Source organism: Rhizobium aethiopicum, assembly GCF_014197535.1.
In the GTDB taxonomy this organism is placed as follows: Bacteria; Pseudomonadota; Alphaproteobacteria; order Rhizobiales; family Rhizobiaceae; genus Rhizobium; species Rhizobium aethiopicum_A.
Genome location: NZ_JACIFV010000003.1, coordinates 239,952 through 265,661, shown reverse-complemented (window position 1 = coordinate 265,661; position 25,710 = coordinate 239,952). Strand labels below are relative to the sequence as shown.

Sequence of the window (25,710 nt, the reverse complement as noted above, 5' to 3'; positions counted from 1 at the left end):
TCTCAAGGGATGCTCTATCTCTTTGTTTTCACGTAGTTTCTGGCAAAAGCATTTCACGCTTTGCCTGGCAAAACCGCCAGGCACCTTTGCTGGAATTGTTCTAAGGCGTAAAGCCGGCATGGCTCTGACCGACGACATTCATCTGCTTTCCCAGCTTCCGCTGTTCAAGGACATGAGCGAGGACCAGCTGCGGCTGATCGCCTTCGGCGCCGACCGGCGGATGATCGCCGCCGGCCAGATGCTGTTCCGCCAAGGATCGCCGGCCGAGAGCGCCTATGTCGTCTTGAGCGGCAGGCTGGAACTCAGCACGACGAGCAGTGACGGCATGCAGCGGGCGGAGGCGGTCGCCGGACCGGGAACACTGATTTCGGAGCTGGCGCTGGTCACCCTGGTGGAGCGCAAGTTCACCGCGATCGCGCGCGAGGACACGAGCATCATCCGCATCACCCGCGCCCTCTTCCATCGGCTGCTCGAGGAATATCCCGATGCGGCCCGTCTGATCGAAAACCGCATTCGCGACAATCTCGCCGAACTTGCGGCCAAGGCGGCAAGCCAGTTCCATCGATTCAGCTGAATCTTGTCAGAGCGCAGGGCAATGATGGAGCGCAGCCCAGGAGCGCAAGCTCACCCGCAGCCGAGGCCGTCGATCGCCGCCGCAAGCTTCACGAGATCTGACGCGTAGAACCCGGCGGCATTGATGCAGTTCGTCTCGAGCAGCTTCAATCCCTCTTCGGTACGGCAGACGTCGATGACATAGGCCGGCGAGTAGCCGGGGTTGATGTCCACCATGCGCTGCCCGAACTCCAGCACATCGTCATCGATCTCGTAGCGGTGGATGACACGCGATCCATCTTTGTAGAGCGAATAGGTGACGATCCGATCATCGACGGCCCAGAGACGCCATTCGCGCAGGATGCGGACAGGCGTGGTGAGCATCAGCAGCGTGTCGTGGCGAAGCGATCCTGCCGGGATTTCCTCCTCGTCAAGCGCAAGCACCCGCTCCGCCATCCGGATGATCTCGCCCGTCGATTTCACGTTGCCGGGCTCTTCCTTGCTGTCGTCGACGGGGCGCAGGAACCATTCCCTCCCATCATCGGCCAGATGCGTGGGGATGTCTCGGAGCGTCAGGAACAGCGCGTCGGCTCCGTTGAGAAGGTAGGGATGCCAAACCTGTTCCTGGACGAAAGGACGCAGCTTGAATACGCCCGGCCAGTAGCCGTTCGCCTCGGCGTTATTCCACAATGAATAGGAGCCGAACATCACCACGGAGCCGGGATCGGGAACGACCGGCTCGGGGATGAGCTCGCCGACGAACGGGACGACCTTGTGCCATGTGTACGAGATACCCAGCCGGTCGAGCGCCTCGGCCAGCTTCTGGGTGTCTTCGAACCGCTGAAGAAGCCACTGCATCAGAAGTCGAAATGCGCCGTTACCGGCACGTGGTCCGACGGCCGGTCCCAGCCGCGCGCCTCCTTCAGGATTTCGATCCGCTGGAGATGCGGCCCGAGATCCGATGACGACCAGATGTGGTCGAGGCGGCGGCCACGATCGGCCGCCTCCCAGTCTTTGGCGCGGTAGCTCCACCAGGTATAAAGCTTCTCGCTTGCCGGAACGTGCTGGCGCATGAGATCGAGCCAGGCGCCGCGCTTCATCACCTCGAGCAGCCCGTCGGTTTCTACGGGCGTATGGCTGACGATTTTCAGCAGTTGCTTGTGCGACCAGACATCGTGCTCCAGCGGTGCGATGTTGAGGTCGCCGACCAGGATGGCGGAGGTGTTGGCCTCGCCATTGGCTTTCAAGAGCTTCATCTCCTCGATGAAATCGAGCTTGTGGCCGAATTTCGGATTGATCGTGCGATCCGGCTCGTCGCCGCCGGCCGGGACGTAGAAATTGTGCAGCCGCACACGGCGATTGCCGCGCTCGAACACCGCCGATATGTGACGGGCATCGCCAACGCCGCAATAATCCTGCCGGTGATCCTCCGTCAGCGGAATTCGCGAGGCGATTGCGACCCCGTGATACCCCTTCTGGCCATGGATGATGATGTGATCGTAGCCCAACGCCCGCAAAGGTGCTGCAGGGAAGAGCTCGTTCGGCACCTTGGTCTCCTGCAGGCAGAGAATGTCAGGCCTCTGTTTGAGCACGAGCTGCTCGACGATCGGCATGCGCAGCCGCACCGAATTGATGTTCCAGGTCGTAATCGAAAAACCCATGCCCAAGCCCTTTCACACTTTCATGAAAGGGCTTTAGAACAAAGGCGGGCAGGAGGAAACCGGCAGCGCGCAAAGCTTCAGGCGATCAACCGAAAACCCTCAGTCGCGTGAAGCTGCCGTACCCGGAATGCTCTCGTAAGGCACACGGAAGACGCGGTCGTCGAACTGCACGCCTGTCTTGACGTTGAAGATCATCACCGACGTATCCTTGCCCTGGTTGTCGGTGATCGTCCACTGGCGCAGATCATAGGTCTTCGGATCGAACATCATGGTGATCGTCGAGTTTCCGAACACCGTATTGTTACCGAGCGCGATCGTCGTCAGGTCCGACTCCTCCTTCACGCCCTTCACCATGCCGGCCGAAAGGTCGATATGCTGCGCCAGGAGCAGGCTGAGCGGAGTCTTCGAGAGCGGATAGAGATCCCAGGTCTTGAGCTTCATATTGCCGATGGCGACATTCTTGCCGTCGGCGATCACCCGCATCGGCGACGGATCGTCGTAGTTGAAACGCAGCTTGCCGGGACGCTGGATGAAGAACTTGCCGCCGGTCTGTTCGCCGCGTGGACCGAACTGGACGAATTCGCCCTGCATCGTCGTGACGCCGGAGAAATGATCGGCGATTGCCTGCGCCGTGCCGGAGGCGGGCGCGGCCGCCTGCGCGATGGCGCTGAGAGGAACGGCGCTCGCCATAGCAGCGACGGCGAAAGCGCCGAGAAGATCGCGGCGCGTCATCGCCAGGCCGGAGAGGAAGGAATCGGAGTTACGCATCTAAATCTCCTTAATGCGATCTGCATGCCGCCGAAAGGCGGCGTCTTCAAGGCGTTGCGATCGGCGCGCGAAAAGCAACGGCGTTGATGCCACCGCGTTTCCGCCAAAGCGGCCACATCAGAAATATATGGCGCTTGTCTCAGCGGTCGAGGATATCGCCCTCGGTCGGAACGAGGATTTCTCGTTTGCCGGCATGGTTGGCCGGCCCGATGATGCCTTCCTTCTCCATGCGCTCGATCAGCGAGGCGGCTCTATTATAGCCGATACCAAGCCGGCGTTGGACGTAAGAAGTCGAAGCCTTGCCGTCGCGCAGCACGATGGCGACGGCCTGATCATAGGGATCTTCCGAATCCGAAAGGTTCGACGTGCCGGCCGGACCGCCGCCGCCATAATCGCCGTCCTCGTCGTCATCGGCGGTGATCGCATCGAGATATTGCGGCGAGCCCTGCGTCTTCAGGTAGGAGACGATCTCTTCCACCTCGACATCCGAAACGAACGGCCCGTGGACGCGCTGAATGCGCCCGCCGCCCGCCATGTAGAGCATGTCGCCCATGCCGAGCAGCTGTTCGGCGCCCTGTTCCCCGAGAATGGTGCGGCTGTCGATCTTCGAGGTGACCTGGAAGGAAATGCGGGTCGGGAAATTCGCCTTGATCGTGCCGGTGATGACGTCGACCGACGGACGCTGGGTCGCCATAATCACGTGGATGCCGGCCGCACGCGCCATCTGCGCCAGGCGTTGGACCGCGCCTTCGATGTCCTTGCCGGCGACCATCATCAGGTCGGCCATCTCGTCGATGATGACGACGATATAGGGCATCGGCTTGAGGTCGAATTCCTCGGTCTCGTACATGGCTTCGCCGGTATGGCGGTCGAAGCCGGTCTGCACCGTGCGCGAGATCACCTCGCCCTTCGAGAGCGCCTGTTCGACGCGCGTATTGAAGCCGTCGATATTGCGCACGCCGATCTTCGACATCTTCTTGTAGCGCTCTTCCATCTCGCGCACAGTCCATTTGAGCGCGACGACGGCCTTCTTCGGATCGGTGACGACAGGCGAAAGCAGATGCGGAATGCCGTCATAGACGGAGAGCTCGAGCATCTTCGGGTCGATCATGATCAGCCTGCACTGTTCCGGCGTCATGCGGTAGAGCAGCGACAGGATCATGGTGTTGATGGCGACCGATTTGCCCGAACCGGTGGTGCCGGCGACGAGCAGGTGCGGCATCTTGGCGAGGTCGGCGATGACGGCTTCGCCGCCGATCGTCTTGCCGAGCGCCATGGCGAGCTTGGCCTTGCTGCCGTCGAAATCCCGCGACGCGATCAATTCGCGGAGATAGACGGTCTCGCGCGTCTGGTTCGGCAATTCGATACCGATCGCATTGCGGCCCGGCACGACGGCGACGCGGGCGGCAATGGCGCTCATCGAACGGGCGATATCGTCGGCAAGACCGATGACGCGTGACGATTTGATGCCGGGCGCCGGCTCCAGTTCGTACAGCGTGACGACGGGACCTGGACGGACGTGAATGATTTCGCCTTTGACGCCGAAATCCTCCAGCACACCCTCGAGCATGCGGGCATTCTGCTCCAGCGCATCGGCCGACAGTGTCGAATCGCGCACCACGTTCCTGGGCTCGGCGAGCAAATGCATCGATGGAAGCTGGAAACCTTCGGCGCGAATGAACGAGCCCTGCGCTTCCCGCTCGACACGGGCGCCGGGCTTCGGACGCGTGATCGCCGGGACGACGCGAGGTTCCGGTTTGGCGGCGGCTTTTGCCGGCGCACGGATCATCCAGTCGTCGTCATCGTCGTCGGGCAAAATGTCGGCCGGACGCGGCGGCATGTCGGTATCGAAGGGCGGACCGTCGTCCTCATCCTCATCGTCGATGGAAAGCGACGGCGCGGCGACGAGGCGGCGGGGCGAAGTCGAACGCGGCTCCATCGATGGTTCCAGGCGCTCGCCGCGGACGACCGGCGCTTTGGCGCGGACCGGTTCGTTCAGCGTGCCGAATTCATCGTCGTTGAAATCATAGGGCGATTCGAAATCGCCCTGGCGCCGCTTGCGCGGTCCCATGCCGAACAGCCGGCGCAACCGGCCCTGGCTCATGAACCAGGCATGCGTCATGGCGCCGCTGAACGCAACCCAGCGCGATTCGTCCTCTTCCTCATCCTCGTCTCCGACCACCCGCGCCTTGCTTGTTGTCTCGACGTAATCGTCCTCGATTTCGTCCTCGGCCTCACTGCGGCCGACAAGGCCTGATGCGAAGAGCATCATCCAGGCGGTCGGCACGGCAAAGATGCAGCCGACGACCATGGCGAAGGTGCCGGTGGGATAAGCGCCGACGAAGAGCGCGGGAAAGCGCAGGATCATATCGCCGATGACGCCGCCGATACCGTTCGGGATCGGCCAGGTGAGCGGCGGCGGAAAACAGCCGATGACGGCGGAGGAAAGCACCGAGCCGACAAGCCAGGCGCCGAGGCGGGCGGGGATGCGGTCGAAGCGACGGCCGGAGATCATCGTCAGCGCCCAGGCGACGATCGGCAGCATCGCCACGACGCTGGCAAGCCCCAGGAACTGCATGACGATATCGGCAAAGGCAGCACCGCTGTAGCCGAGAATATTCGTCGGCAGGTTGGCGGTGGCGTAGGAATAGCTCGGATCGGCGACGTTCCACGTCGCCAGCGCCGCAACGCAGAAAGCCAGCAGCAGAAAGATCGCAAAGCCGATGAGTGCCTGGATCTGCCGCAGCATGAATGCCGAGAAGGAGAACCGATCCGGACGGCCATCCATTGCCGGCGACGTGCTTCTTGCCATGTGTCTAACCCGTCCAATGCCTGAGGGCATGCGAATCACCGAAGCTTCGCCATGCCAAATGCGTCCGCTCTACCTAATCAGAGCCGGGTTAAAGCGATGTTAACCATGCGTGCCTGGACATGCATTCCCGACATGGAAATGAAAAAGGCCCGAACCTTGAAAGGTCCGGGCCAAATGCGGTCTATGGTTAGAGCATTTCCGGGTCTAGCCCGGACAAGCTCGAGATAGGCCGCGACGGGCCGTGAAGCGGCGCCCTTCTGCCGGGCGCCGCAATCCCCTGTGATCAGGAAGAGTGGTAGGCAGCTTCGCCGTGGGTCGAAAGGTCGAGACCTTCGCGCTCAGCTTCGACGCTGACGCGCAGGCCGATGACGACGTCCACGATCTTGTAGAGGATCGCCGAGCCGATGCCCGACCACAGCAGCGTCGTCAGCACGCCCTTGGCCTGGGCCAGCACCTGGGTTGCCGTGCCGGCATAGGAGGCAGCGAAATCGGCCGTCGAATAATCGACGATGCCTGCACCGCCGAGCGCCGGGTTGACGAGGATACCGGTGCCGAGGGCGCCGAGGATGCCGCCGACGCAGTGGACGCCGAAGACGTCGAGGCTGTCGTCGTAGTTGAACTTGTTCTTCACGACATCGACGAAGAAGTAGCAAACCGGCGAGACGATCAGACCGAGAACGATCGAGCCCATCGGGCCGGCAAAACCTGCAGCCGGGGTGATGGCGACCAGACCGGCAACCGCACCGGAAGCACCGCCAAGCATCGAGGCCTTGCCGCGGGCGAGGCTTTCGACAATGCACCAGGAGACGGCGGCAGCTGCCGTCGCGACGAACGTGTTGATGAAGGCAAGCGAGGCATAGCCATTGGCTTCGAGGTTGGAGCCGGCATTGAAGCCGAACCAGCCGACCCACAGCAGCGAGGCGCCGACCATGGTCAGCGTCATCGAATGCGGAGCCATGATTTCCTTCTTATAGCCCGTGCGCTTGCCGAGCATGATCGCACCGACGAGACCAGCAATACCGGCATTGATGTGAACGACCGTGCCGCCGGCGAAGTCGATTGCGCCATAGGAGAAGATCAGACCGGCCGGCGAGGTGTAAGAGCTCGGACCACCCCAGAACCAGACCATGTGCGCCATCGGGAAGTAGATGAAGGTGACCCACAGCACGACAAAGAGCATGACGGCCGAGAACTTGACGCGTTCGGCGAAGGCGCCGACGATCAGGCCGGGCGTGATGCAGGCGAAGGTCATCTGGAAGACGATGAAGGTGTATTCCGGAATGGCGACGCCCTTCGAGAAGGTTTCGGCGAGCGACGATGTGTTGACGCCGGCAAGGAACGCCTTGGAGAAGCCGCCGACGAAGCTGTTCAGCGAGCCGCCGTCGGTGAAGGCGAGCGAATAGCCGTAGGTGACCCAGAGCAGCGCCACGACGGCGGTGATCATGAACACCTGCATCAGCACGGAGAGCATGTTCTTGGCGCGCACGAGGCCGCCGTAGAACAGCGCAAGGCCGGGGATGGTCATCAGCAGGACGAGTGCCGAGGAGATAAGCATCCAGGCATTGTCACCCTTATCCATGGTGAAGGCAGGAGCGGCAGCAGCGGTGGTGGCGGCGGCCGGCGCAGCCTCCTGAGCGAAAGCGACAACCGGCGCCAGAAGCGCAGCCGTTGCTACGCCGATCAGCGCAAAGGGGGAAGAAAACTTCGAAGTCGACATTGAAAAAAGCTCCTTGGACCGCCGCTTACAGCGCTTCTGAATCGGTTTCGCCCGTACGGATACGCACGGCATGATCGATCGAATAGACGAAAATCTTGCCGTCACCGATCTGGCCGGTCTTGGCCGACGCCGCGATGGCTTCAACCGCCCTGTCGACCAGTTCCGATGCGACGGCGATTTCGATCTTGAGCTTCGGCAGGAAGCTGACCGCATATTCGGTGCCGCGATAAATTTCGGTATGTCCCTTCTGGCGCCCGTAGCCCTTCACTTCGGTTACGGTCAGGCCCTGAATGCCGATCGCCGTAAGGGCTTCGCGGACCTCATCGAGTTTGAACGGCTTGATAATAGCCATCACAATTTTCATCTGGTTTCCCATCCTTCGTTATCCTCGGCGCGGAGCCGACTCTCCTTGCCGCTGACGTTCCTGAACAGCGACCGGCGATATACATTCAAAGGACGTGCCAGATTCGAAGCCGAAGTTAACTTATTGAAAAATAAATGTTATAATTAGGAGTGCCAATAAACAGGCAATTGACCGACCAATAAGCGCACAAATAATGCGCAAATTTGCAAATATGCCTGTTATTTATTCATTTGCCTTTTTCCGAATCAATCCTTCTTGCGCGACGGATGCGATCAACACACCCATTCGCGTGAACAGGCTCCCGCGAGTCAATCCCCTGGCGCCCGAAGCCGAGGGGCTGTCCTGCGTATAGAGCAGCCAGTCGTCGAGCTTGCACGGCCGGTGAAACCACATGGAGTGATCGAGACTTGCCACCTGCAGGCTCTGGTCGAAGATGGACGTTCCGTGGGCATAAAGCGACGTATCGAGCAGCGTCATGTCTGAGAGATAGGCAAGCACCGCCGCCTGATAGAGCCGGTCGTCGGGAACCGGCCCGGTGGCGCGCACCCAGACGTCCTGCCGCGGGTCGAGCTTCCTGTCGGAAAAATAATGGGTCAGCGAGACGGGGCGGATCTCGATCGGCCGCTCGCGCTCCCAGTACTTCCGGATCGCTTCCGGCGCGTGCGCGAGATATTGCTCCTTGATCTGCTGTTCGCCGAGCAACTCTTCGGGCATTGCCACGTCGGGCATGGCGATCTGGTGGTCGAAGCCCGCTTCCTCCACCTGGAAAGAAGCCGACAGCGCGAAGATCGCCTTGCCGTGCTGGATCGCGACGACGCGCCGGGTGTTGAAGCTCGATCCGTCGCGGATGCGCTCCACCTGGTAGATGATCGGCACCGAGGGATCGCCGGGGCGCATGAAATAAGCGTGCAGCGAATGCACGAAGCGCTCGGCCCCGATGGTGCGCTGCGCCGCCATCAGCGCCTGGCCGATGACCTGGCCGCCGAAGACCCGCTGCCAGCCGGCCTGCGGACTGCGGCCGCGGAAGATATCGACCTCGATCGGCTCCAGATCGAGCGTCGCAAGGAGCCTCTCCATCGCCGAAGGTTCGGTCGTCTCGCGCGTCATTTTGTATGCCTCCCAGCGGTAGGAAGTGAAGTTGCGATGATCTATATAGATCACATCTGAGGCACAAGGTACGGGAGCGGCGTGATGCTGGATATGCTGGTTGTGGGCGGGGGTTATGTCGGCCTTTCCGTGGCCGTCGCGGTCAAGCAGGCAGCGCCCCATCTGAACGTCACGGTCGTCGAGGCCGCGCCCGAGCATGCCTGGAAAAACGATACGCGCGCTTCCGCCGTCATCGCGGCGGCGGCAAAGATGCTTGAAATCTTCGGCATCTGGAACGAAATCGAGCCGGAAACGCAGCCGATCACCAAGATGATCGTGACGGATTCCCGGACCTCCGATCCGGTTCGCCCGGTTTTCCTCACCTTCGACGGCGAAGTGGCCGAAGGCCGGCCCTTTGCCCACATGGTTCCGAATGTCGCCATGGTGGCAGCACTTCGCGGCGCCTGCGAACGGCTCGGCATCGACATACGCCACGGACTTGGCGCGACGGAGCTCAAGACGCAGGACAGCCATGCGACCGTCACGCTTTCGGACGGCAGCACGCTGGACTGCCGGCTGGTGGTTGCCTGCGACGGCGTGCGCTCGAAGCTGCGCGATCTCGCCGGCATCAGGACGGTCACCTGGGACTACGGCCAGTCCGGCATTGTCGCGACCGTCGAACATGAGCGGCCGCACGAGGGCTGCGCCGAGGAGCATTTTTTGCCGGCCGGCCCCTTCGCCATCCTGCCGCTCCGGAACAACCGCTCCTCGCTCGTCTGGACGGAACGCACGCATGATGCCGACCGGCTGGTCACCGCCGACGATCTGATCTTCGAGGAGGAGCTGGAACGCCGCTTCGGCCACAAGCTCGGGGCGCTGAAGGTCATCGGCGACAAACGCGCGTTTCCGCTCGGCCTGACGCTTGCCCGCGCCTTCGTCGCGCCGCGTCTGGCGCTGGCCGGCGACGCCGCCCACGGCATCCATCCAATCTCGGGACAGGGCCTCAATCTCGGCTTCAAGGACGTGGCGGCGCTCGCCGAAACGATCGTCGAGGCCGACCGCCTCGGTCTCGATATCGGCTCGATCAACATCCTCGAGCGCTACCAGACTTGGCGGCGCTTCGACACCTTCCGCATGGGCGTGACGACCGACGTGCTGAACCGGCTTTTTTCTAACGACGCAATGCCGATCCGTATCGCCCGCGATGTCGGTCTCGGCATCGTCGACCGGCTGCCGCGCCTCAAATCCTTCTTCATCAGCCAGGCGGCCGGAACAGCGGCAAAGGATAATCCGCGGCTGCTGGCCGGCCAGACGATTTAGCCGAAGTCGGAGAGGCTATTCGTCGAGGCGGCGGGCCTCTGACACCAGCATGATCGGAATGCCGTCGCGGATCGGATAGGCAAGCTGCGCCTTTTCCGAGACGAGCTCATTGTGTTCGCGATCATAGGAAAGCCGGCCCTTAGAGAGCGGACAGACCAGGAGTTCCAGCAGTTTCGGATCGACGCGGCTCAGTTTTTCGTCCATGACCGCAGTTTACTGCAGAACCGTATCGGAGTCACCGAAGACCCGCGCCAGCACGATTTCGGTAATGGCGATCAGCGTCTCGGCCCGCGTCTTCAGGTCCGGCGCCTCCAGGAGCGCCTGTTTTTCAGCCGGCCCGAACGGCGACATCATGGCAAGTGAATTGACGAGCGTCAGGTTGCTGGCCCGCTCGACGCTCTCCCAGTCGGCCTCCAGCTTATTGGCATCGAGATAGGCCTTAAAAGCGGTCAGCAGCGCCGTACGGTCGACCGCCTCCTCCTCGTTCTCGGCCGAGAGATCGGCAATGAAGGGCGCGATGCGGAAGGTGCGGAAAGGATCGCTGGTCACCTTCTCCTCCAGCAGCCGGAAGCGGCAGACACCGGTCAGCGACACGATATAGCGCCCGTCGCCGGTCTCGGCAAAGGAGGTGATACGACCGAGGCAGCCGACGGCGGCAAGATTGTGCTCGCCGCCCTTGTCCTCATGTTCGCCGAGTGCCGGCTGGACCATGCCGATCAGCCGGTTTCCGGCAAGGGCTGCATCCAGCATCGCCAGATAACGCGGCTCGAAGATGTTGAGGGGAAGCTGACCGGCGGGCAGGAGGAGGGCCCCGGTCAGGGGGAAGACGGCGATCGCATCGGGCAGATCGCCCGGCTTCAGGTATCTGGCATTACCGACTTGCATGAAACCGTCCCGCATTCTGGTGGACGGGCACGCCCGTCCTGACGAGAATGTGGTGCCCCCGCCCGAAAACGCAAGGGCGGATGTTCATCTTAAGAGAACAGCATCGCCGAAAGCTTGCGCCGCGCGGCAACCGTCGCCGGATCCTTGAACCCCCAGACCTCGAAAAACTGCAGCAGTTGCCGGCGAGCGCCGTCATCGTCGAAGGCGCGATCCTTGCGCATGATGAGAAGCAGATGTTCGGCGGCTTCCTCGCGCCGGCCTTCGACATTGAGGATCTTGGCGAGCTTCAGCCGCGCCTCGTGATTATCGGGATTGGCAGCCAGTTCACGCTCGAGCGCAACGGGATCGCCAAGCTTGCGCGCCTCCTCGATCTGGTCGAGCTTCTTCAGCACCGCCTGGATGCCGGCGTCCTTCGCCAGCTCCTCCGGCAGATCAGTCAGCGTTTCGCGCGCCCGCTGATGCTGGTTTGCGGCGATCATGCATTCGGCCATTCCGGCAAGCGCCTTGGCATTCTCGGGATCGGCCTGCATGACGGCGCCGTAAAGCTGCGCCGCCTCGTTGATGTTGCCGGCAGCGAGCAGCTCCGCCGCCTCCGTCAGCACGGCTTCGATTTCGGCCGCCTCATCGGCACCGGCAGGCCCGGCGATACGGTCGATGAACTGAGTGATCTGACTTTCCGGCACCGCGCCCATGAAGCCGTCTGCCGGACGGCCATTGACGAAGGCAATGACGGCAGGAATCGACTGGATGCCGAGTTGGCCGGCAATCGAGGGATGGTCGTCGATGTTCATCTTGACCAGACGAACGCGGCCCTTGGCTTCATTGACCACTTTCTCCAGCACCGGCGTCAGCTGCTTGCAGGGACCGCACCAAGGCGCCCAGAAATCCACCAGCACCGGCTGTTTGCGCGACGCCTCGATGACGTCCTTGCCGAAATTCGCAGTCGTCGTGTCGCTGATGTAGCTGCCGGCCGCAGCCGCCGCTTCCGGCTGAGCGCCGAAGCTTGCCGTTGCCGACATCTGATTTCCGAAGGAACCGTTATAGGGGTTGTTGCTGCCGCTCATTGGTATCTCCCGCCGCGCCGATCCTGCCGGCATCATTGTAGCGCTAAAATCGTATGTCAGGACGTCACTTTCAAGACAAGCGGCTTATGTCCGGTCGCTTCCATGAAACGGATGAGGTCGCCGCTCGCAATCGATGTCGTCGCATCGTTGGAGAGCGGATGGCAGTTGACGATTTCCTCGGCCATCAGATCGGCATCGAGCACGAAAGTGACGTTTCCGCCGATGTCGTTGATCGCGCCGAAGGCAGTGACCGCTCCCGGAATGACACCGAGATACTCCATCAGCTTCTCCGCTCTGCCGAAGGAGACCCGGCCGGACCCGCCAATAATGGTGTGAACCTGCTTGAGGTCGACCTCGGCATTCTCCTCCACCGTCAGCAGGAAATACCTGTCCTTCTTGTCCTTGATGAAAAGATTCTTCGTGTGGCCGCCGGGGATCGCGTCGCGCAACGCAACTGATTCGGCCACGGTGAAAACAGGCGCATGATCCACTGTCTTATGGGCGATGCCGAGCCCGTCGAGGAAGGCGAACAATTCTTCTCTTGTCTTGGGGGTATTATCGGACATCGGGTAATCCATCGAACGGAGATAAGGAAAAGTCGAGGGCGTCCTGATTTAAGTCCGTCCACAATGTTTGGCAATCTTCACAACCGACGCTCTGCCCCCAGTTTTGCGCCCTTTCCGCTCTGCCTCGCCGGACACCGAAATTTTTCTTCGCTTCTCCGTCATTTCCCTGTTGCATTTGAAAATCCGTTAGGCCATATAGCGCCCGTCGCCACGAGGCGGCGCCCACGGTCCAACGACTACCCCGGACCGATGCGGATTGAGCGGGTGTAGCTCAGGGGTAGAGCACAACCTTGCCAAGGTTGGGGTCGAGGGTTCGAATCCCTTCGCCCGCTCCAGTTTCTCCGAAATAACAGCGCTTATGGTTTTCCGACGCCAGCATAGCTGGTGTCATTGGCTCAGTACCTTCTTCACCCAGGTATCGACCTCATCGCCGCTGCTCACGTCCGCCTGCACCAGCCCGTTGATCATGAAGGTCGGCGAGACATGGACGCCGTTTTGCCTGGCATATCTGCACTGCCATTTGATCTCCCGGTCGAGATCCGGGATTGCGAAGGCGTCCTTCAGCTTCACGCTGCTATAGCCCTCCAGACGCTCGATGATCTGATTTGGCGTGACGTCCATGTTCGGGCCACCGGCGTGACGATCGAATTCGAATTCCTCCCGATGCGCGGCGACGGCGGCGATCACCTTCTTCGCCTCTCCTTGCCGCTTCCAGGGTCGAGGCTGCGATAATGCAGCGGACGATCACGCCGGAATACATATGCCAAGGCTGCGACTGCAGGCGGATCTTCACCGTGATCCTGTTTTCGCCGGCCTGATCGAGAAGGGTGTCCAGCTTATTGAATGCCTTGGCCGAATAGGAAGGCTTCGAAGATGCGTGGGCCATTGCCCCAGCTCAGGGGATCTGCGTGCCACGAAGTATCGGTCATGACGATGTCCTTTCCGTTCGTGAATTGGGTATGCAATTTAACGGATCAAGCTCCAGAAACCATGCTTCTTTCCATGTTGACGCTTCAATTCGGCGACGTAGGTGTCATGAGGTCGGGCGCTGCCGAAATCGTCGATATGAGGCGCGAGCGACGCGCATTCCGCAAGATGGCGCGCGGCGTGCTTGTAGCGGCTGGATCGGCCTTCATCGAGGGCGAAGCCGATCATCGACCGCAGCACCACGGTTGCTGCGAGCGGGTATTTCTCCTGCAGCATCTCGGCGGCCGGCGTCATCAGCTCGTAGAGGTCGCCGTCCAGTTCGGCCTGGCGCCTGGATATGAGTTTTGCTGCCTCGGCAGGCGCGGGCCAGGTGAGGAAAAAGGCAAGGGCTCGATGAACCTCCGGAAAACAGTGTGCAAAGGCGAATGCCTTCTCCTCGGCCTCGATATCGTCGAAGTCGGCGAGCCTTCGCAGGAAAGCGCGAAGGTGGTCGCCATTCAGCGACTGCTCGAAGCTTTGCCATTGATAGGCCTGCGCTTCCTCCCCTCGTCCCAGCGCGTTGAGTGCTTCGACGCGGGCATACTGCCATTCAAAAGGCAGTTCGAACCACCCCCTGTGATCGGCGGCGTCCAAAATCTCCAATGCTTCCCCGGCGCGTCCAGCTAAAAGCAAACGGTCGGCAATCTCGGCTGCGACCATAGGCGCCCTTAATGTCTCTTCCGGCTGCTGGGCGATGAAAGCATCGACATCATTCTGGGCATCGGCAATTTCCTGCAGGGCGATGCGTGCCCTCCGTTGCCGATGATTGGCGTAGATCTCGTCCTTGTAGATCGGCCCGTTGCCGCCCCAGCCGAAAATCTCCCGGTCGGCGTCGGCAGGCTTCTCCTCCGGTTCGTTAGACCATTGCACCAGGAGGCTCTTCAAACGTTCCAGGCCGTCCTTGCCCAGCGCCGGAACCATTTCGTCGATCAGCGGATCATATTGGCCGTAGTCGTTATCCTGCAGCGCGGTGAAGATCCTGTCGGCAAGGACGTCGATACCGATATGAGCGGAGCTGGCGATGACGCCGGCATCGGCGCATGCCTGATGGAACGTCTCGATGAACGCTCTGTCGTCGCTGTTGGATCGCGCGAATATCGTGTCGGCGACAGCAAGGAATTGCCAGATGAGATCGAACGCTTCCTTCGGATCGTCGGCAGCCACGACGGTGACGATCGCGGACCGCTGCGTTTCGAGGTCGGCGTTAACAGTCTTCACCTTATGCCATTCGATGACGGTGCGGGCTCGCGCGATGCTGGCGAGACGTTTCCGCACCTCACGAGCCACTTCCGCCCCGCCGTGGTTACCGGCAAGCTCCATTCGAAGCCGTCGTTTGTGGGCGGCGCTGCCGGTGCTGATTTCGATCAGCAATTCGGCGAGCCGCTGCGCACCGAGGGCCTCCAGATTCTTTGCGTTGAGAGTCGTCTTTGCTGCCATGGACCGTCGCTATCGTTTCCAGCCCGATAGTATCTCAGCGTTCACATCCGTCCAAGGTGCCGAGCGGGAAGGCGTTGGGATAATCCTAGTGCGGTTTCCGTACGTCTTCGAATTTCAGGTCAAAGCGCGCGAGATATTTGGCAAGGCGATCGGCGTCGTTGCTGCTCTTCTTTTCCAGGCGCGAGTTTGCAAACAGTGCCCGGCCGGCCGCGCTGGCGCTGGCATGCTCGCGGCAGGTGCGAAGAACGGCGGCGAGTTGAACGGCGTCGAAACGATCGAGGCGGGCAGTGGCGTCCTCGCCGAGCAGGTCGAGGAGGATGTCGTCGGAGGATTGGCGTCCCGACGAGCCGCGCCAGGCGGCCTTGAGGCGTCGAATCTCATCGTCGACCACCTCGACGGTGATTCGGCCTTGAGGCGCGAGCGTTGCCATGCGCGTGACGGAGGCGGACAAGTCGCGGAAGTTCGCGCTCCAGACAGCCTCCGAGCCGGTCGCAAACGCGAGATAGCGGCTTCGCGCCTCTTTGTTGAACGTCACGTTCTGCCCTTCACGTTCAAGGAACCGTCGAAGCTCGAAATCGAGATTGGGCTCGATATCCTCCTTGCGCTCGCGCAACGCCGGCAGCTGGAAAGTCCATAGATTGAGCCGGGCAAAGAGATCTTCGCGGAATTGACCATGATGGACGGCGTCACCGAGATCGCGATTGGTGCCCGCCAGAAGCTGGAAGTCGGCGGAAACTTCGCGGTCCGCGCCGACCGGCAGGAAGCGCTTCTCCTCGATCGCCCGCAGGCACATGGCCTGTTCATCGAGGCCGAGTTCCCCGATCTCATCGAGAAAGAGCACGCCCTTGTCCGCCGACTTCAGCAGGCCGGGCCGTTCGCCTGCGGCGCCGGTGAAGGCGCCTTTGACATGGCCGAAAAGCGCCGACATGGCGTGATCCCCACGCAGCGTTGCGCAGTTGACCTCGACGAAGGGGCCGCTGACCTTTCGCTCGACCCTCTTGAGTTCGTAGATGCGCTTGGCAAGCTGGGATTTTCCCGCGCCGGTCGGGCCGGTCAGCAAGACGGGTGCGGTAGAACGGATCACAACGCGCTCGATCTCATCGATCATTCGGTTGAAGGCGGGGTTTCGCGTCGAAATACCGGATTTCAGAAACGAGGCGGCATCAGCCTGTTCGGATGCGAAGCGCTTGGCGATTTCGTCATAGCGCGAGAGATCAAGATCGATGATGCGATGGGTTCCCGCGAAATCCTGTCCCGGCTCGCGCTCGCGCGGCGGAGAGAGTTGCAGCAACCTGCCGGGGATGATGCGCGCTTCGGTCAGGAGGAACCAGCAGATCTGGGCGACGTGAGTGCCGGTGGTGATGTTGACGAGATAGTCTTCGGCCTCGGGATCGAAACTGTAGTCGCGGGCAAAATCCCTGAGGCTCGTATAGACTTCGGAAAAGTCCCAGGGATCCCGCAGATTGATGATGCGCTGGCGAACCTCCGTCGCGGGCGAAATCGTCTCGATATCCCTGATCACAGTCTTGGCCAGCCAGTCGGAATGGTTGTCGTGGATCAGTTCCAGCCGATCGATGAAAAGACCGGTCTGTTGGCAAAGGCCGACATTCGGCCGCCAGCGCGTCCATCGGTCTTCACGCCGGCCCACGTCGAGAGTCGTTCCAAGAATGCTGATGGCGACACGGCGCTTCATCATTTATCCAAAATTATAAAGACATATATTATGAGATAGACTATTCCGGTTTCTCGAACTTGGCAATTTTGCAGGGCAGAAATTCTCTGATAATTTTTGCTATTAAAAATCAAAGATTTATGAACGGATTTGCGGAGGCTTGCCGCAGTTCTTAGAAACTGGCACGCCACTTGAATTGTATGAGGCAGAACCAAATCAAAGAGGTGCTGCCATGGTGAACAAGGCAATTTTCAAATCCTATTTTGGAAAGCTGCTCGCCGGCACGACGACGACCAACCACGAAGGCGCAGCAGCCTATGCTCTCTCGCCGCGTGAGGCCCTGGCGCAATATGCCGTCACCGGAACATTCAGCGACACCTTCTATGCGGATGCCGGGGAACAGCTCGATGCCGTGATGCGCCTTGGCGCGGAGGTCGAGCCGGAATTCCTGGCAAAGCTCGCGGTCTACGCGGCGGACAAGGGCCATATAAAGGACATGCCGGTCATGCTGCTGGCGATGCTTTCGGGCCTCGAAAGCGATGCCTTTGCGCGAGCTTTTCCGCGTGTGGTAAAGAGCGGCAAGATGTTGCGCGGCTTCGTGCAGGTCATGCGGTCGGGTGTGACCGGCCGGAAATCGCTCGGATCGCGGCCGAAGAAGATGGTCCAGGCCTGGTTCGACCGGGTGACGACGGAACAGTTCCTGCAGGCGATGGTCGGCAATGATCCGTCGCTGCCGGATGTGATCCGGATGGTGCATCCGAAGCCGCGGGATGCGAAACGTCAGGCGCTCTACGCCTGGGCGATTGGCAAGCCGTATGATATCGCCGCATTGCCGGCGGAGGCAAAGGCGTTCGAAGCGTTCAAGCGCGATAGCAGCTTGCCGCTGCCGCCCGTGCCGTTCCAGATGTTGACCTCGCTTGGTTTGAGCAAGGAGCAGTGGTCGGAAATCGCCTTGAAGGGCTCGTGGCAGATGGTGCGCCAGAACCTCAACACCTTTGCCCGAAACGGGGTGTTCGAGCTGGATGGCATGGCCGAACGGCTTGCTGCACGGATCGCCGATCCGGAAGCGGTGCGGAAGGCGCGTGTCTTCCCCTACCAGTTGATGGTGGCGTGGCATATGGCGAACCGGTCGGTTCCGGCTGTCGTTGCGGATGCTCTGCAGGATGCGATGGAGGTGGCAATCTCCAGCGTGCCGACCATCGGCGGCAATGTCGTGGTCTGCCCGGATGTTTCCGGCTCCATGTCGTCCCCCGTTACCGGTTACCGGAAGGGCGCGACATCAGCCGTCCGCTGCATCGATATCGCAGCACTCATGGCTGCGTCGTTCCTTCGACGTAACCGGCATGCGCGTATCATCCCGTTCGAACAGGACGTCGTAAACGTCCGCCTGAATGGGCGTGACAGCGTGATGACCAATGCGGCGAAGCTTGCGGCGGTCGGCGGCGGCGGAACGAACTGCTCTGCGCCGCTGCGGCTGCTGGCAAAGGAGAAGGCGGCGGTCGACCTCGTGGTCTTCGTCTCGGACAACCAGTCCTGGATGGATGCGCAGGGGCACGGCCAGGCGACCGAGATGATGGTCGAATGGGCGCGGATCAAGAGGCTGAACCCGGCTGCAAAGCTGGTCTGCCTCGACATCCAGCCTTACGTCCAGACGCCAGCCAGGGCCGAGGACGTGCTGAACATCGGCGGCTTCTCGGATGCCGTCTACGGAGCCATTGCCAGCTTCGCGGCCGGCAAGTCCGGTCCGGGCGAATGGGTTCGCAGAATCGAGGCGACCGATCTTTGAAATTGCCTCGCGCCGCCAGTGAACGGCGCGAGGCACCGTGACGAATGCCGGATGGAACTACAGACTGTCACTCTCCAGGTCGCGGGTTCGAATCCCGTCGGGTCCCCCCAAAAATAAGGACCCGTAGCTCAGCGGATAGAGCGGGTGTTCCACCATATCTCGTCGTCACGGACCAATCGAATGACATACAAACCACATGGCGAATGCCGGGGAAACTACATCGGTAACCCGAAAGGGCGCGGGTTCAAGGCCCGCCTTGTCGCCCAAATCCCGAAAGGGAGGAGGATGCGCAAGATGTTTCCTCAAGACTTGTCGCCATGACCGAAACTGCAGCGGCGAATGCCGGACGGAACTACAGCCTCCACCCTGAGGTGGCCCGACAGGTTCGACTCCTGTCCTTGGCGGCGCTCTCTGGCACGAGCGGGGCCACACAGGTTCGTCCACCTTTGTCGCCGCTGCAAGTAATGCCTGGTGAATGCCGGCAGGACTACAGGAAAGAGCACTCCGCCGATCTCCGGCGGAGAGGTCGGATGTTCAAATTATCCCATCTCCCGCAAGGGACGTGTAGCTCAGCAATCATCCCGCCAACCTGTTGTCACCGGGATGCAAGAAACTTGGGCGAATGCCCCCGGTCGGACTACAGGGCCGCATCGCGCCATCGGTGATGGAATGCGTGCGGTAAGGTCTCCGGGAAAATCGTCGCCCAGGCGAGCATCAAACGTAACGAAGAAGAAGGACTGCAGACGCAGAAAAGAAGATGACCGAGATAATGAGCGGACAGGATCTGATCGATGCAGGCATGAGCCAGGGCAAGTGGTTTCGCCCGGCCCTCGATGCGGCCAACAGGGTTTTGAGCCAAGGCGGTTCGGCCGCAGAGGCGCTCGAAGCGGCAAGGGCTTTTCAGCCGGCGCCGACGCTCGCCTTGAGGGCGAATAACGATATCGAGATCTATTCCAATATCCGCGCCGAGAACACCTTCGAGCAGGACAATGTCGAGAAGGTCAACGCCACGATGCGGGCGCTTGCACGCACGCCGGTCGTCCGGGCTGCAGCGATCATGCCCGATGCTTGCCCGGCCGGGCCGATCGGCACCATTCCGGTTGGTGGCGTCGTGGCATCGGAGGCGATCCATCCGGGCATGCACTCGGCGGATATCTGCTGCTCCATGGCGATCTCGATCTTCCCGGATGTCGATCCGAAATCACTTCTGGACGCCGTGCATGCGGTGACGCATTTCGGTCCCGGGGGCCGTCCGCGCGGCGCGCAGATCAAGCCTTCCGAAGCGACGCTGTCGGCCTTCCAGCAGAACCCGTTCCTGCGGGACGGGGCGCTCAGTGCCGGCATCGAACATTTCGGCACCCAGGGCGACGGCAATCACTTCGCCTATGTCGGCACGATGAAATCGACCGGTGAGACCGCACTCGTCACCCATCACGGGTCGCGTGCGCCGGGTGCCCGGCTCTACGACAAGGGCATGAAGACGGCGAACCGCTTCCGCGAGCAGATCTCGCCGGAAACGCTGCGGGACAATGCCTGGATCCCCGCCGACACCGAAGAGGGCGAGCTCTACTGGTCGGCTCTGCAGACTATCAGGCAGTGGACGAGGGAAAACCACTATGTCGTGCATGACATGGCAGCAGAGGCGCTCTCGGCAAAAGTGGCCGATCGTTTCTGGAACGAGCACAATTTCGTTTTCCGGAAATCGGACGGCCTCTTCTATCACGGCAAGGGAGCGACGCCCGCCTTCGACAAATGGGCTGAGGATGCGACCGATCTGACGATCATTCCGCTCAACATGGCGGAACCGATCCTGATCGTCCGCGGCTCCAACGCCCCCCATGGCCTCGGCTTCTCGCCGCATGGCGCCGGCCGTAACTTTTCGCGCAGCGCCCATATGCGGCGCCTGGCGGAAGAATATGGCGCCGATGCCCGCGGCTTGAGCCCGAACAACCTGGCGGCGATCCTGGAAAAGGAGACCGCGGGCCTGGACGTTCGCTTCTTCTCGGGCTTTGCCGACGCCTCGGAACTGCCGAGCGCCTACAAGTCTGCCGCCAATGTGCGTGCGCAGATCGAGCATTACGGTCTGGCCGAGGTGGTTGACGAGGTCATTCCCTATGGAAGCATCATGGCCGGTGACTGGCAGAAGGATGCACCCTGGCGTCGTAAACGGGAACGCCGTTGATTGCCTGCGGCAATGCTGCGGCCTTTGCCATATCGGCAAGGGCCGCAGCAGTAGGTGCATGCCATTCCGCCGCCGATTTATATTACTTTATCAAGGCCTAAGTATCCGCATCTCTTCGCATTATCTAAAAAATAACGCTGCCTCGTAACCACTCCTAAAGCCAGGTCTGGCACCTTGTCGGCACTCGATATTTGCGTCCAAATTTTCGGCTGGGGTTTTGTTATGAGTCACAATAAGGACGCCTGGGTCAGCCAGCGCGCTTATTCGCTGTGGGAATCGGAAGGCAGGCCGGAAGGCCGCGGGGAAAGCCATTGGATGCAGGCGCTCAAGGAATTCGAGCAGCTGGAACTGACGAAAGCCTCGCCCGACGGAAACGACCTTATCGAGAAGCTGAAGGCGGCCGGGCGGCTGATGCGGGTCTATGACGGAGCGGCCCCCGCCGTCGAGCACGATCTGCAGCTGAAAGCGGCGCGTTAAAACATTTTCCTGTCAGATTGAAGCACTCACACCGCCGGAGGCGGCAATGTGTCGTCCTGATACTATTGGCGGGCGGCCCAGCCGAGGCCGCGCCGCAGGATGAGCGGCATGTAGGGGTGGTCGAACTCGGCAGCGACATGGCCGAGAGCGGAATAGAAGATGCGGCCGGCGCCGAAATGGCGTTTGAAGACGACGGGCATCACCACGTTGCGCGCCGCCGGATCGTAGGCGCCGGTGAAGGTGGTGGTCGCCAGGATTTCGACTGTCGGATCATAATGCAGATAATATTGCTCCGAACGGTAGTCGAAGTCGGGAATGCCCTCCATGACAGGATCGTCCTGGCGAGTGACGGCGACACGGAAATCGATGATGTTGCCGGGATGGGCGACCCAGGTGACGCCGCAGACGTAGCGGAAAGGCGCGCTTTCCTTGAAGGAGGTGGCGAGCGCGCCGTGATGGCCGGCGAGTCCGAGACCTCCGCGCACGGCCTCGACCAGGGCGCTGGCATGGGGCTTTTCCAGCGTTTCGCCGGTGATGATGGGCACCAGCAGATCTGCCTTCGCCAGGGTCGGAGACCCGAATATGCCGAGATCGCCGGTCACCTCCACCGCAAAATCGTCCTCGCGCAGGAGATCGGCGACGATATGGGCGCATTGTTCCGGCTCGTGGCCCTGCCAGCCGCCCCAGACGATCAATGCCTTCCTCATTCCCGGTCTCCCTGACTGATTGCTGTGGATCGTTGATCATCACCCGATGATACAAGCCGCTTAAATCGGGCGGTCATGCAAATCACGCGAATAATTGATCGATTTCGCCGTTTCGGCCAATCGCAAACCGCCGGTTTCGGCATTTGACGTATTGTCCGCTCGTGCCGATCGCAGTTCCTTCTTTTTATTGACGTGTATCTCGTCTAGGTTTCTTCCATCTCTCACTGATGATTAAGGGTGGTGCATGGCAGGTGAAACGGTTCTTGTGGTCGGCGGCGCCGGTTATATCGGCTCGCATACGTGCCTCGACCTGGCGAACAAGGGCTATAGGCCTGTCGTCTTCGATAATTTTTCAAACGGCCATCGCGAGTTCGTCAAATGGGGGCCGGCGGAAGAGGGCGACATTCGCGATCGTGCCCGGCTGGACGAGGTGCTGGCCAAACACAAGCCGGCGGCCATCCTACACTTTGCGGCGCTGATCGAGGTCGGCGAGTCGGTCAAGGATCCGGTTTCCTTCTATGAAAACAATGTCATCGGCACTTTGACGCTGCTTTCGGCAGCGCAAGCGGCCGGCATCAATGCCTTCGTCTTCTCCTCCACCTGCGCCACCTATGGCCTGCCGCAGAGCGTGCCGCTCGACGAGACGCACCGGCAAGTGCCGATCAATCCCTACGGCCGGACGAAATATATCGTCGAACAGGCGCTTGCCGATTACGACCAGTACAAGGACCTGCGCTCGGTGGTGCTGCGTTATTTCAATGCGGCCGGCGCCGATTTCGAAGGCCGGATCGGCGAATGGCACCAGCCGGAAACGCATGCGATTCCCTTGGCGATCGACGCCGCACTCGGCCGTCGCCAGGGTTTCAAGGTGTTCGGCAGCGACTACGAGACGCGCGACGGCACCTGCGTGCGTGACTACATCCATGTGCTGGATCTTGCCGACGCGCATGTGCGCGCCGTCGAATATCTGCTGAAGGGCGGCGATTCCGTCGCGCTCAACCTCGGCACCGGCACGGGCACGACGGTCAGGGAATTGCTCGGGGCGATCGAGGACGTGTCGAACCGCCCCTTTCCGGTCGAATATATCGGCCGGCGCGAAGGGGATTCGCATACGCTGGTCGCCAACAACGACAAGGCGCGCGACGTGCTCGGCTGGGTGCCGCAGTATGATCTGTCCGAGATCATAAGTTCCGCCTGGAACTGGCATGCAAAATCCAACCAGCATTGAGCCGAAACGCATTGAGAAGCTCCGCCGGCCCAATATTCTGCTGATCACTGCGGACCAATGGCGTGGCGGCTGCCTATCGGCGGTCGGTCATGCTTGTGTGAAAACACCTCACATCGATGCGCTGGCACGCGAAGGCACGCTCTTCCGGCAGCATTATGCCGGGGCGGCCCCCTGCTCGCCGGCCCGGGCCACGCTCTATACCGGCCTTTATCAGATGAACCACCGCGTCTGCCGCAATGGTTCGCCGCTCGACGCGCGCTTCGACAATCTGGCGCTGGCGGCCCGGCGGGCGGGATACGACCCGACGCTGTTCGGCTATACCGACACGGCGCCCGATCCGCGCGGCATGGATGCGGCCGACCCGCATCTGACGACCTATGAAGGCGTGTTGCCGGGTTTTACCGCTCGCCAGCTCCTGCCCGAGCATGAGCGGCAATGGCTCTCATGGCTCAGGTCACGTGGCCATGCAAATGCCGTCAGCCGCGACATCCATATCCCCGTCGGTGCGCAAGCCGGCGTAATTTCCGATGCGGCGCCAGCCTATTCCAGCGATGAGACCCAGACCGCCTTCCTGGCCGGCGAGTTCATTCGCTGGATGGGAGAACAGGACCGACCGTGGTTTGCGCATGTTTCTTTCTTGCGTCCGCACCCGCCATTTTCCGTGCCGGCGCCGTTCAACCGGATGTACAAGCCGGGTGACGGGCCGGCCTTTGCGCGTGCGGAAAATCGCGAAGCGGAACAGGAGGCTCATTCCTATCTCGCCTATGCCATGTCGCTCACCGACAAGGGCAGCTTCATTCACGGGGCGCAAGGGCCGCTCAGCGCCTGGAGCAGTGAGAATTTCGCGGCGATCCGGGCGATTTATTACGGGATGATCTCAGAGGTCGATGCGCAGCTCGGCCGGATCTGGCAGGCGCTGAAGGATGCAGGGTCTTGGGAGAATACGCTCGTCGTCTTCACCTCGGACCACGCCGAGATGGCGGGAGATCACTGGACGCTCGGCAAGGGTGGCTTCTTCGATGGCAGCTACCATATCCCGCTGATAATCCGCGATCCGGCGAATGCTGCGGCCGGCAGGATCGTTGACGATTTCACCAGCGCTGCGGATATTTTTCCCACCCTGTGCGCAAGGCTCGGCATCGAGGCAAAGAACGGGCTCGACGGCCGGTCGCTGATGGGGTTCATCCGGGGCGAGCGCGCGGAAGGCTGGCGCGACGCGATATTCTGGGAATTCGATTTTCGCGACATTGCCAACGGTGAGGCGGAGCGGCATTTCGGGCTGAGGTCGAACCAATGCAATCTCGCGGTGATCCGCGACGGTCGGTTCAAATATGTGCATTTTACCGCACTGCCGCCGCTGCTCTTCAATCTCGGCAATGATCCGATGGAACTCGACGACGTCGCGGCTGATCCGGCCTATGCGGCGATCCGGCTTGAATATGCCGAGAAGTTGCTCTCGCTGAGAGCCCGGCATCTCGACCAGACGCTTGCCTATACCGAACTGACGGAAAAGGGGCCGGTAACGCTCCGACCCCGGTAGAGCATTTCCGTACGCAATTCCAGCAAGACCCGCTGTGCGCTTTTGCTGGAATTGCCTTGAATCAACCGAGATAATCGCGCTTGCCGATCGGTGCGCCCTGGTTGCGCAGGATGGCGTGGGCGGTAGCGACGTGAAAGTAGAAGTTCGGCAGGGCGAAGGTGGTGATATATTCGTCACCCTGCAGCACGATGCCGCTCTTGCCCGGCAGAGTGATCTGGCGGCTTTCCGCGCCCTCCAGCGCTTGCGCCGAAAAGGTGGCGAGATAGGCTTCGGTCTTTGCCAGGCGCTCGCGCAACTGCTCGATCGTCGTCTCGTTATCCTCGAACTTCGGCGCGTCGGTTGCGGTCAGACGAGCGAGCGTGAACTTGGCGCTGTCGCTGGCCCGCTGATACTGACCGGCGAGTGGCAGCATGTCGGGCGCAAGCCAGGCGGAGACGAGTATGGCGGGATCGATATTCTTTTCCTTCGCATAGGCTTCAGCCTTGTCGAGATAGGTCTTCAGGCTGGCGAGGCCGCGCTGGAACATCGGAACGGTAAGGCGATAGATCGAAATGGACATCAGTCCTGTCTCCAAAATCTTCAATGGGCGGCCGCGGCGGATGTCGAAGGGCCTGCGGCGGTGAGCCTGTCTTCGACCTTCCCATAGATGGAGGCTGCCCACTTCGTGCGCAATGCCGCCGAACGCGTGTGCCGCGCGCAATTCCCATGCATTGCCCCATCAATATCCCGAGTGCCGCTAAAGAGAGGCTTGACGTCGTTCCCAGAAAATGGAATGAATATTCCGCATAACAAATTTTACGGTTTGTTTGTTCCGTTTTCGGAACGCCGCGGGAGAGGTGGCGCAGCAATTGCGGCTTCAGGGCAGATGCCTGGAGCTCCGGCGTGAGGAGGGTGCAGCCGGGCACCGCTTTGTGGAGGAA

General features: G+C 61.1%; 22 protein-coding genes, 1 tRNA gene and 1 pseudogene. 8 read left to right on the top strand and 16 right to left on the bottom strand.

Annotation, left to right across the window (positions count from 1 at the left end; all coding sequences use genetic code 11):
• Positions 1-118: 118 nt before the first annotated feature.
• Positions 119-574, top strand: coding sequence for a cyclic nucleotide-binding domain-containing protein (locus tag GGD53_RS06675; RefSeq protein ID WP_184454708.1), 456 nt, complete (start codon positions 119-121; stop codon positions 572-574).
• 50 nt (positions 575-624) lie between these two features.
• On the opposite strand, the gene GGD53_RS06670 is transcribed toward GGD53_RS06675, so the two are convergent.
• The 7 genes from GGD53_RS06670 to tesB all read right to left on the bottom strand — a co-directional run bounded on the left by GGD53_RS06670 (position 625) and on the right by tesB (position 8,981).
• The gene (locus GGD53_RS06670) at positions 625-1,410 is read right to left on the bottom strand and encodes an ATP-grasp domain-containing protein (protein WP_184454706.1); all 786 of its coding nucleotides are present in this window, start codon (positions 1,408-1,410) and stop codon (positions 625-627) included.
• Complete coding sequence (locus GGD53_RS06665) at positions 1,410-2,213, bottom strand: exodeoxyribonuclease III (protein WP_184454704.1); 804 nt, start codon at positions 2,211-2,213, stop codon at positions 1,410-1,412. The genes GGD53_RS06670 and GGD53_RS06665 overlap by 1 nt, the downstream gene beginning before the upstream one ends.
• Before the next feature lie 99 nt (positions 2,214-2,312).
• Positions 2,313-2,981 (bottom strand): outer membrane lipoprotein carrier protein LolA, encoded by a 669-nt coding sequence (locus GGD53_RS06660; RefSeq protein ID WP_064805551.1) that lies wholly within the window; start codon positions 2,979-2,981, stop codon positions 2,313-2,315.
• A 139-nt stretch (positions 2,982-3,120) separates the two neighbouring features.
• A complete protein-coding gene (locus GGD53_RS06655) occupies positions 3,121-5,793 on the bottom strand; it encodes a DNA translocase FtsK (protein ID WP_184454702.1) in 2,673 nt (890 codons plus the stop codon).
• Between the two features lie 283 nt (positions 5,794-6,076).
• Positions 6,077-7,510, bottom strand: a complete 1,434-nt coding sequence (locus GGD53_RS06650) for an ammonium transporter (protein WP_184454700.1) — start codon at positions 7,508-7,510, stop codon at positions 6,077-6,079.
• A 25-nt stretch (positions 7,511-7,535) separates the two neighbouring features.
• Positions 7,536-7,886 carry a P-II family nitrogen regulator gene (locus tag GGD53_RS06645; protein WP_003543684.1) on the bottom strand — a complete coding sequence of 117 codons (351 nt, stop codon included), beginning with the start codon at positions 7,884-7,886 and terminating at the stop codon, positions 7,536-7,538.
• A gap of 210 nt (positions 7,887-8,096) precedes the next feature.
• Entirely contained in the window at positions 8,097-8,981 is an 885-nt protein-coding gene (tesB, locus tag GGD53_RS06640) for an acyl-CoA thioesterase II (protein WP_184454698.1), read from the bottom strand.
• Between the two features lie 84 nt (positions 8,982-9,065).
• On the opposite strand from tesB, the gene GGD53_RS06635 reads away from it, so the two are divergent.
• A complete protein-coding gene (locus tag GGD53_RS06635; RefSeq protein WP_184454696.1) occupies positions 9,066-10,280 on the top strand; it encodes a ubiquinone biosynthesis hydroxylase in 1,215 nt (404 codons plus the stop codon).
• Between the two features lie 15 nt (positions 10,281-10,295).
• Here the strand turns inward: GGD53_RS06635 and GGD53_RS06630 are convergent, their stop codons facing one another.
• From GGD53_RS06630 to GGD53_RS06615, 4 genes are all read right to left on the bottom strand, one after another.
• Positions 10,296-10,484, bottom strand: coding sequence for a Trm112 family protein (locus GGD53_RS06630; protein ID WP_003567459.1), 189 nt, complete (start codon positions 10,482-10,484; stop codon positions 10,296-10,298).
• 9 nt (positions 10,485-10,493) lie between these two features.
• Complete coding sequence (locus tag GGD53_RS06625) at positions 10,494-11,180, bottom strand: LON peptidase substrate-binding domain-containing protein (protein WP_176536246.1); 687 nt, start codon at positions 11,178-11,180, stop codon at positions 10,494-10,496.
• A gap of 74 nt (positions 11,181-11,254) precedes the next feature.
• Positions 11,255-12,229, bottom strand: coding sequence for a thioredoxin (gene trxA / locus GGD53_RS06620; RefSeq protein WP_184454694.1), 975 nt, complete (start codon positions 12,227-12,229; stop codon positions 11,255-11,257).
• Between the two features lie 56 nt (positions 12,230-12,285).
• Positions 12,286-12,795, bottom strand: a complete 510-nt coding sequence (locus GGD53_RS06615; protein WP_184454692.1) for a prolyl-tRNA synthetase associated domain-containing protein — start codon at positions 12,793-12,795, stop codon at positions 12,286-12,288.
• A 260-nt stretch (positions 12,796-13,055) separates the two neighbouring features.
• Here GGD53_RS06615 and GGD53_RS06610 point away from each other — a divergent pair.
• A tRNA-Gly gene (locus GGD53_RS06610) sits at positions 13,056-13,130 on the top strand.
• 52 nt (positions 13,131-13,182) lie between these two features.
• Here GGD53_RS06610 and GGD53_RS06605 read toward each other — a convergent pair.
• The 3 genes and pseudogenes from GGD53_RS06605 to rtcR form a co-directional block, all read right to left on the bottom strand.
• Positions 13,183-13,724: pseudogene (locus GGD53_RS06605) on the bottom strand (thioredoxin).
• Between the two features lie 37 nt (positions 13,725-13,761).
• Positions 13,762-15,198 (bottom strand): DUF6880 family protein, encoded by a 1,437-nt coding sequence (locus GGD53_RS06600; RefSeq protein WP_184454690.1) that lies wholly within the window; start codon positions 15,196-15,198, stop codon positions 13,762-13,764.
• Between the two features lie 85 nt (positions 15,199-15,283).
• Positions 15,284-16,891, bottom strand: a complete 1,608-nt coding sequence (rtcR, locus tag GGD53_RS06595) for an RNA repair transcriptional activator RtcR (RefSeq protein ID WP_184454848.1) — start codon at positions 16,889-16,891, stop codon at positions 15,284-15,286.
• 211 nt (positions 16,892-17,102) lie between these two features.
• On the opposite strand from rtcR, the gene GGD53_RS06590 reads away from it, so the two are divergent.
• From GGD53_RS06590 to GGD53_RS06580, 3 genes are all read left to right on the top strand, one after another.
• On the top strand, positions 17,103-18,656 hold the full coding sequence (locus GGD53_RS06590) for a TROVE domain-containing protein (protein WP_184454688.1): 1,554 nt from the start codon (positions 17,103-17,105) through the stop codon (positions 18,654-18,656).
• Positions 18,657-19,425: 769 nt separating this feature from the next.
• Positions 19,426-20,838: an RtcB family protein gene (locus GGD53_RS06585; protein ID WP_184454847.1), complete on the top strand. Its 1,413-nt coding sequence runs from the start codon at positions 19,426-19,428 to the stop codon at positions 20,836-20,838.
• Between the two features lie 222 nt (positions 20,839-21,060).
• A complete protein-coding gene (locus GGD53_RS06580) occupies positions 21,061-21,315 on the top strand; it encodes a DUF2934 domain-containing protein (RefSeq protein WP_184454686.1) in 255 nt (84 codons plus the stop codon).
• A gap of 62 nt (positions 21,316-21,377) precedes the next feature.
• Here the strand turns inward: GGD53_RS06580 and GGD53_RS06575 are convergent, their stop codons facing one another.
• Entirely contained in the window at positions 21,378-22,022 is a 645-nt protein-coding gene (locus GGD53_RS06575) for a ThuA domain-containing protein (RefSeq protein WP_184454684.1), read from the bottom strand.
• A gap of 244 nt (positions 22,023-22,266) precedes the next feature.
• On the opposite strand from GGD53_RS06575, the gene galE reads away from it, so the two are divergent.
• The gene (galE, locus tag GGD53_RS06570) at positions 22,267-23,250 is read left to right on the top strand and encodes a UDP-glucose 4-epimerase GalE (RefSeq protein ID WP_184454681.1); all 984 of its coding nucleotides are present in this window, start codon (positions 22,267-22,269) and stop codon (positions 23,248-23,250) included.
• On the top strand, positions 23,228-24,790 hold the full coding sequence (locus tag GGD53_RS06565; protein ID WP_184454679.1) for an alkaline phosphatase family protein: 1,563 nt from the start codon (positions 23,228-23,230) through the stop codon (positions 24,788-24,790). The genes galE and GGD53_RS06565 overlap by 23 nt, the downstream gene beginning before the upstream one ends.
• Positions 24,791-24,851: 61 nt before the next feature.
• Here GGD53_RS06565 and GGD53_RS06560 read toward each other — a convergent pair whose 3' ends face one another.
• On the bottom strand, positions 24,852-25,349 hold the full coding sequence (locus GGD53_RS06560) for a DUF1993 domain-containing protein (protein WP_184454676.1): 498 nt from the start codon (positions 25,347-25,349) through the stop codon (positions 24,852-24,854).
• Between the last annotated feature and the right edge of the window lie 361 nt (positions 25,350-25,710).

Excerpts from the sequence above, each read along its gene's own strand:
- GGD53_RS06600 (WP_184454690.1), bottom strand. The coding sequence starts at position 15,198 with ATGGCAGCAAAGACGACTCTCAACGCAAAGAATCTGGAGGCCCTCGGT.
- GGD53_RS06630 (WP_003567459.1), bottom strand. The coding sequence starts at position 10,484 with ATGGACGAAAAACTGAGCCGCGTCGATCCGAAACTGCTGGAACTCCTG.
- tesB (WP_184454698.1), bottom strand. The coding sequence starts at position 8,981 with ATGACGCGCGAGACGACCGAACCTTCGGCGATGGAGAGGCTCCTTGCG.
- GGD53_RS06675 (WP_184454708.1), top strand. The coding sequence starts at position 119 with ATGGCTCTGACCGACGACATTCATCTGCTTTCCCAGCTTCCGCTGTTC.
- GGD53_RS06585 (WP_184454847.1), top strand. The coding sequence starts at position 19,426 with ATGAGCGGACAGGATCTGATCGATGCAGGCATGAGCCAGGGCAAGTGG.
- GGD53_RS06665 (WP_184454704.1), bottom strand. The coding sequence starts at position 2,213 with ATGGGTTTTTCGATTACGACCTGGAACATCAATTCGGTGCGGCTGCGC.
- GGD53_RS06560 (WP_184454676.1), bottom strand. The coding sequence starts at position 25,349 with ATGTCCATTTCGATCTATCGCCTTACCGTTCCGATGTTCCAGCGCGGC.
- GGD53_RS06580 (WP_184454686.1), top strand. The coding sequence starts at position 21,061 with ATGAGTCACAATAAGGACGCCTGGGTCAGCCAGCGCGCTTATTCGCTG.
- GGD53_RS06625 (WP_176536246.1), bottom strand. The coding sequence starts at position 11,180 with ATGCGGGACGGTTTCATGCAAGTCGGTAATGCCAGATACCTGAAGCCG.
- galE (WP_184454681.1), top strand. The coding sequence starts at position 22,267 with ATGGCAGGTGAAACGGTTCTTGTGGTCGGCGGCGCCGGTTATATCGGC.
- GGD53_RS06650 (WP_184454700.1), bottom strand. The coding sequence starts at position 7,510 with ATGTCGACTTCGAAGTTTTCTTCCCCCTTTGCGCTGATCGGCGTAGCA.
- GGD53_RS06660 (WP_064805551.1), bottom strand. The coding sequence starts at position 2,981 with ATGCGTAACTCCGATTCCTTCCTCTCCGGCCTGGCGATGACGCGCCGC.
- GGD53_RS06655 (WP_184454702.1), bottom strand. The coding sequence starts at position 5,793 with ATGGCAAGAAGCACGTCGCCGGCAATGGATGGCCGTCCGGATCGGTTC.
- GGD53_RS06590 (WP_184454688.1), top strand. The coding sequence starts at position 17,103 with ATGGTGAACAAGGCAATTTTCAAATCCTATTTTGGAAAGCTGCTCGCC.
- GGD53_RS06670 (WP_184454706.1), bottom strand. The coding sequence starts at position 1,410 with ATGCAGTGGCTTCTTCAGCGGTTCGAAGACACCCAGAAGCTGGCCGAG.
- GGD53_RS06565 (WP_184454679.1), top strand. The coding sequence starts at position 23,228 with ATGCAAAATCCAACCAGCATTGAGCCGAAACGCATTGAGAAGCTCCGC.
- GGD53_RS06645 (WP_003543684.1), bottom strand. The coding sequence starts at position 7,886 with ATGGGAAACCAGATGAAAATTGTGATGGCTATTATCAAGCCGTTCAAA.
- trxA (WP_184454694.1), bottom strand. The coding sequence starts at position 12,229 with ATGAGCGGCAGCAACAACCCCTATAACGGTTCCTTCGGAAATCAGATG.
- GGD53_RS06575 (WP_184454684.1), bottom strand. The coding sequence starts at position 22,022 with ATGAGGAAGGCATTGATCGTCTGGGGCGGCTGGCAGGGCCACGAGCCG.
- GGD53_RS06635 (WP_184454696.1), top strand. The coding sequence starts at position 9,066 with ATGCTGGATATGCTGGTTGTGGGCGGGGGTTATGTCGGCCTTTCCGTG.
- GGD53_RS06615 (WP_184454692.1), bottom strand. The coding sequence starts at position 12,795 with ATGTCCGATAATACCCCCAAGACAAGAGAAGAATTGTTCGCCTTCCTC.
- rtcR (WP_184454848.1), bottom strand. The coding sequence starts at position 16,891 with ATGAAGCGCCGTGTCGCCATCAGCATTCTTGGAACGACTCTCGACGTG.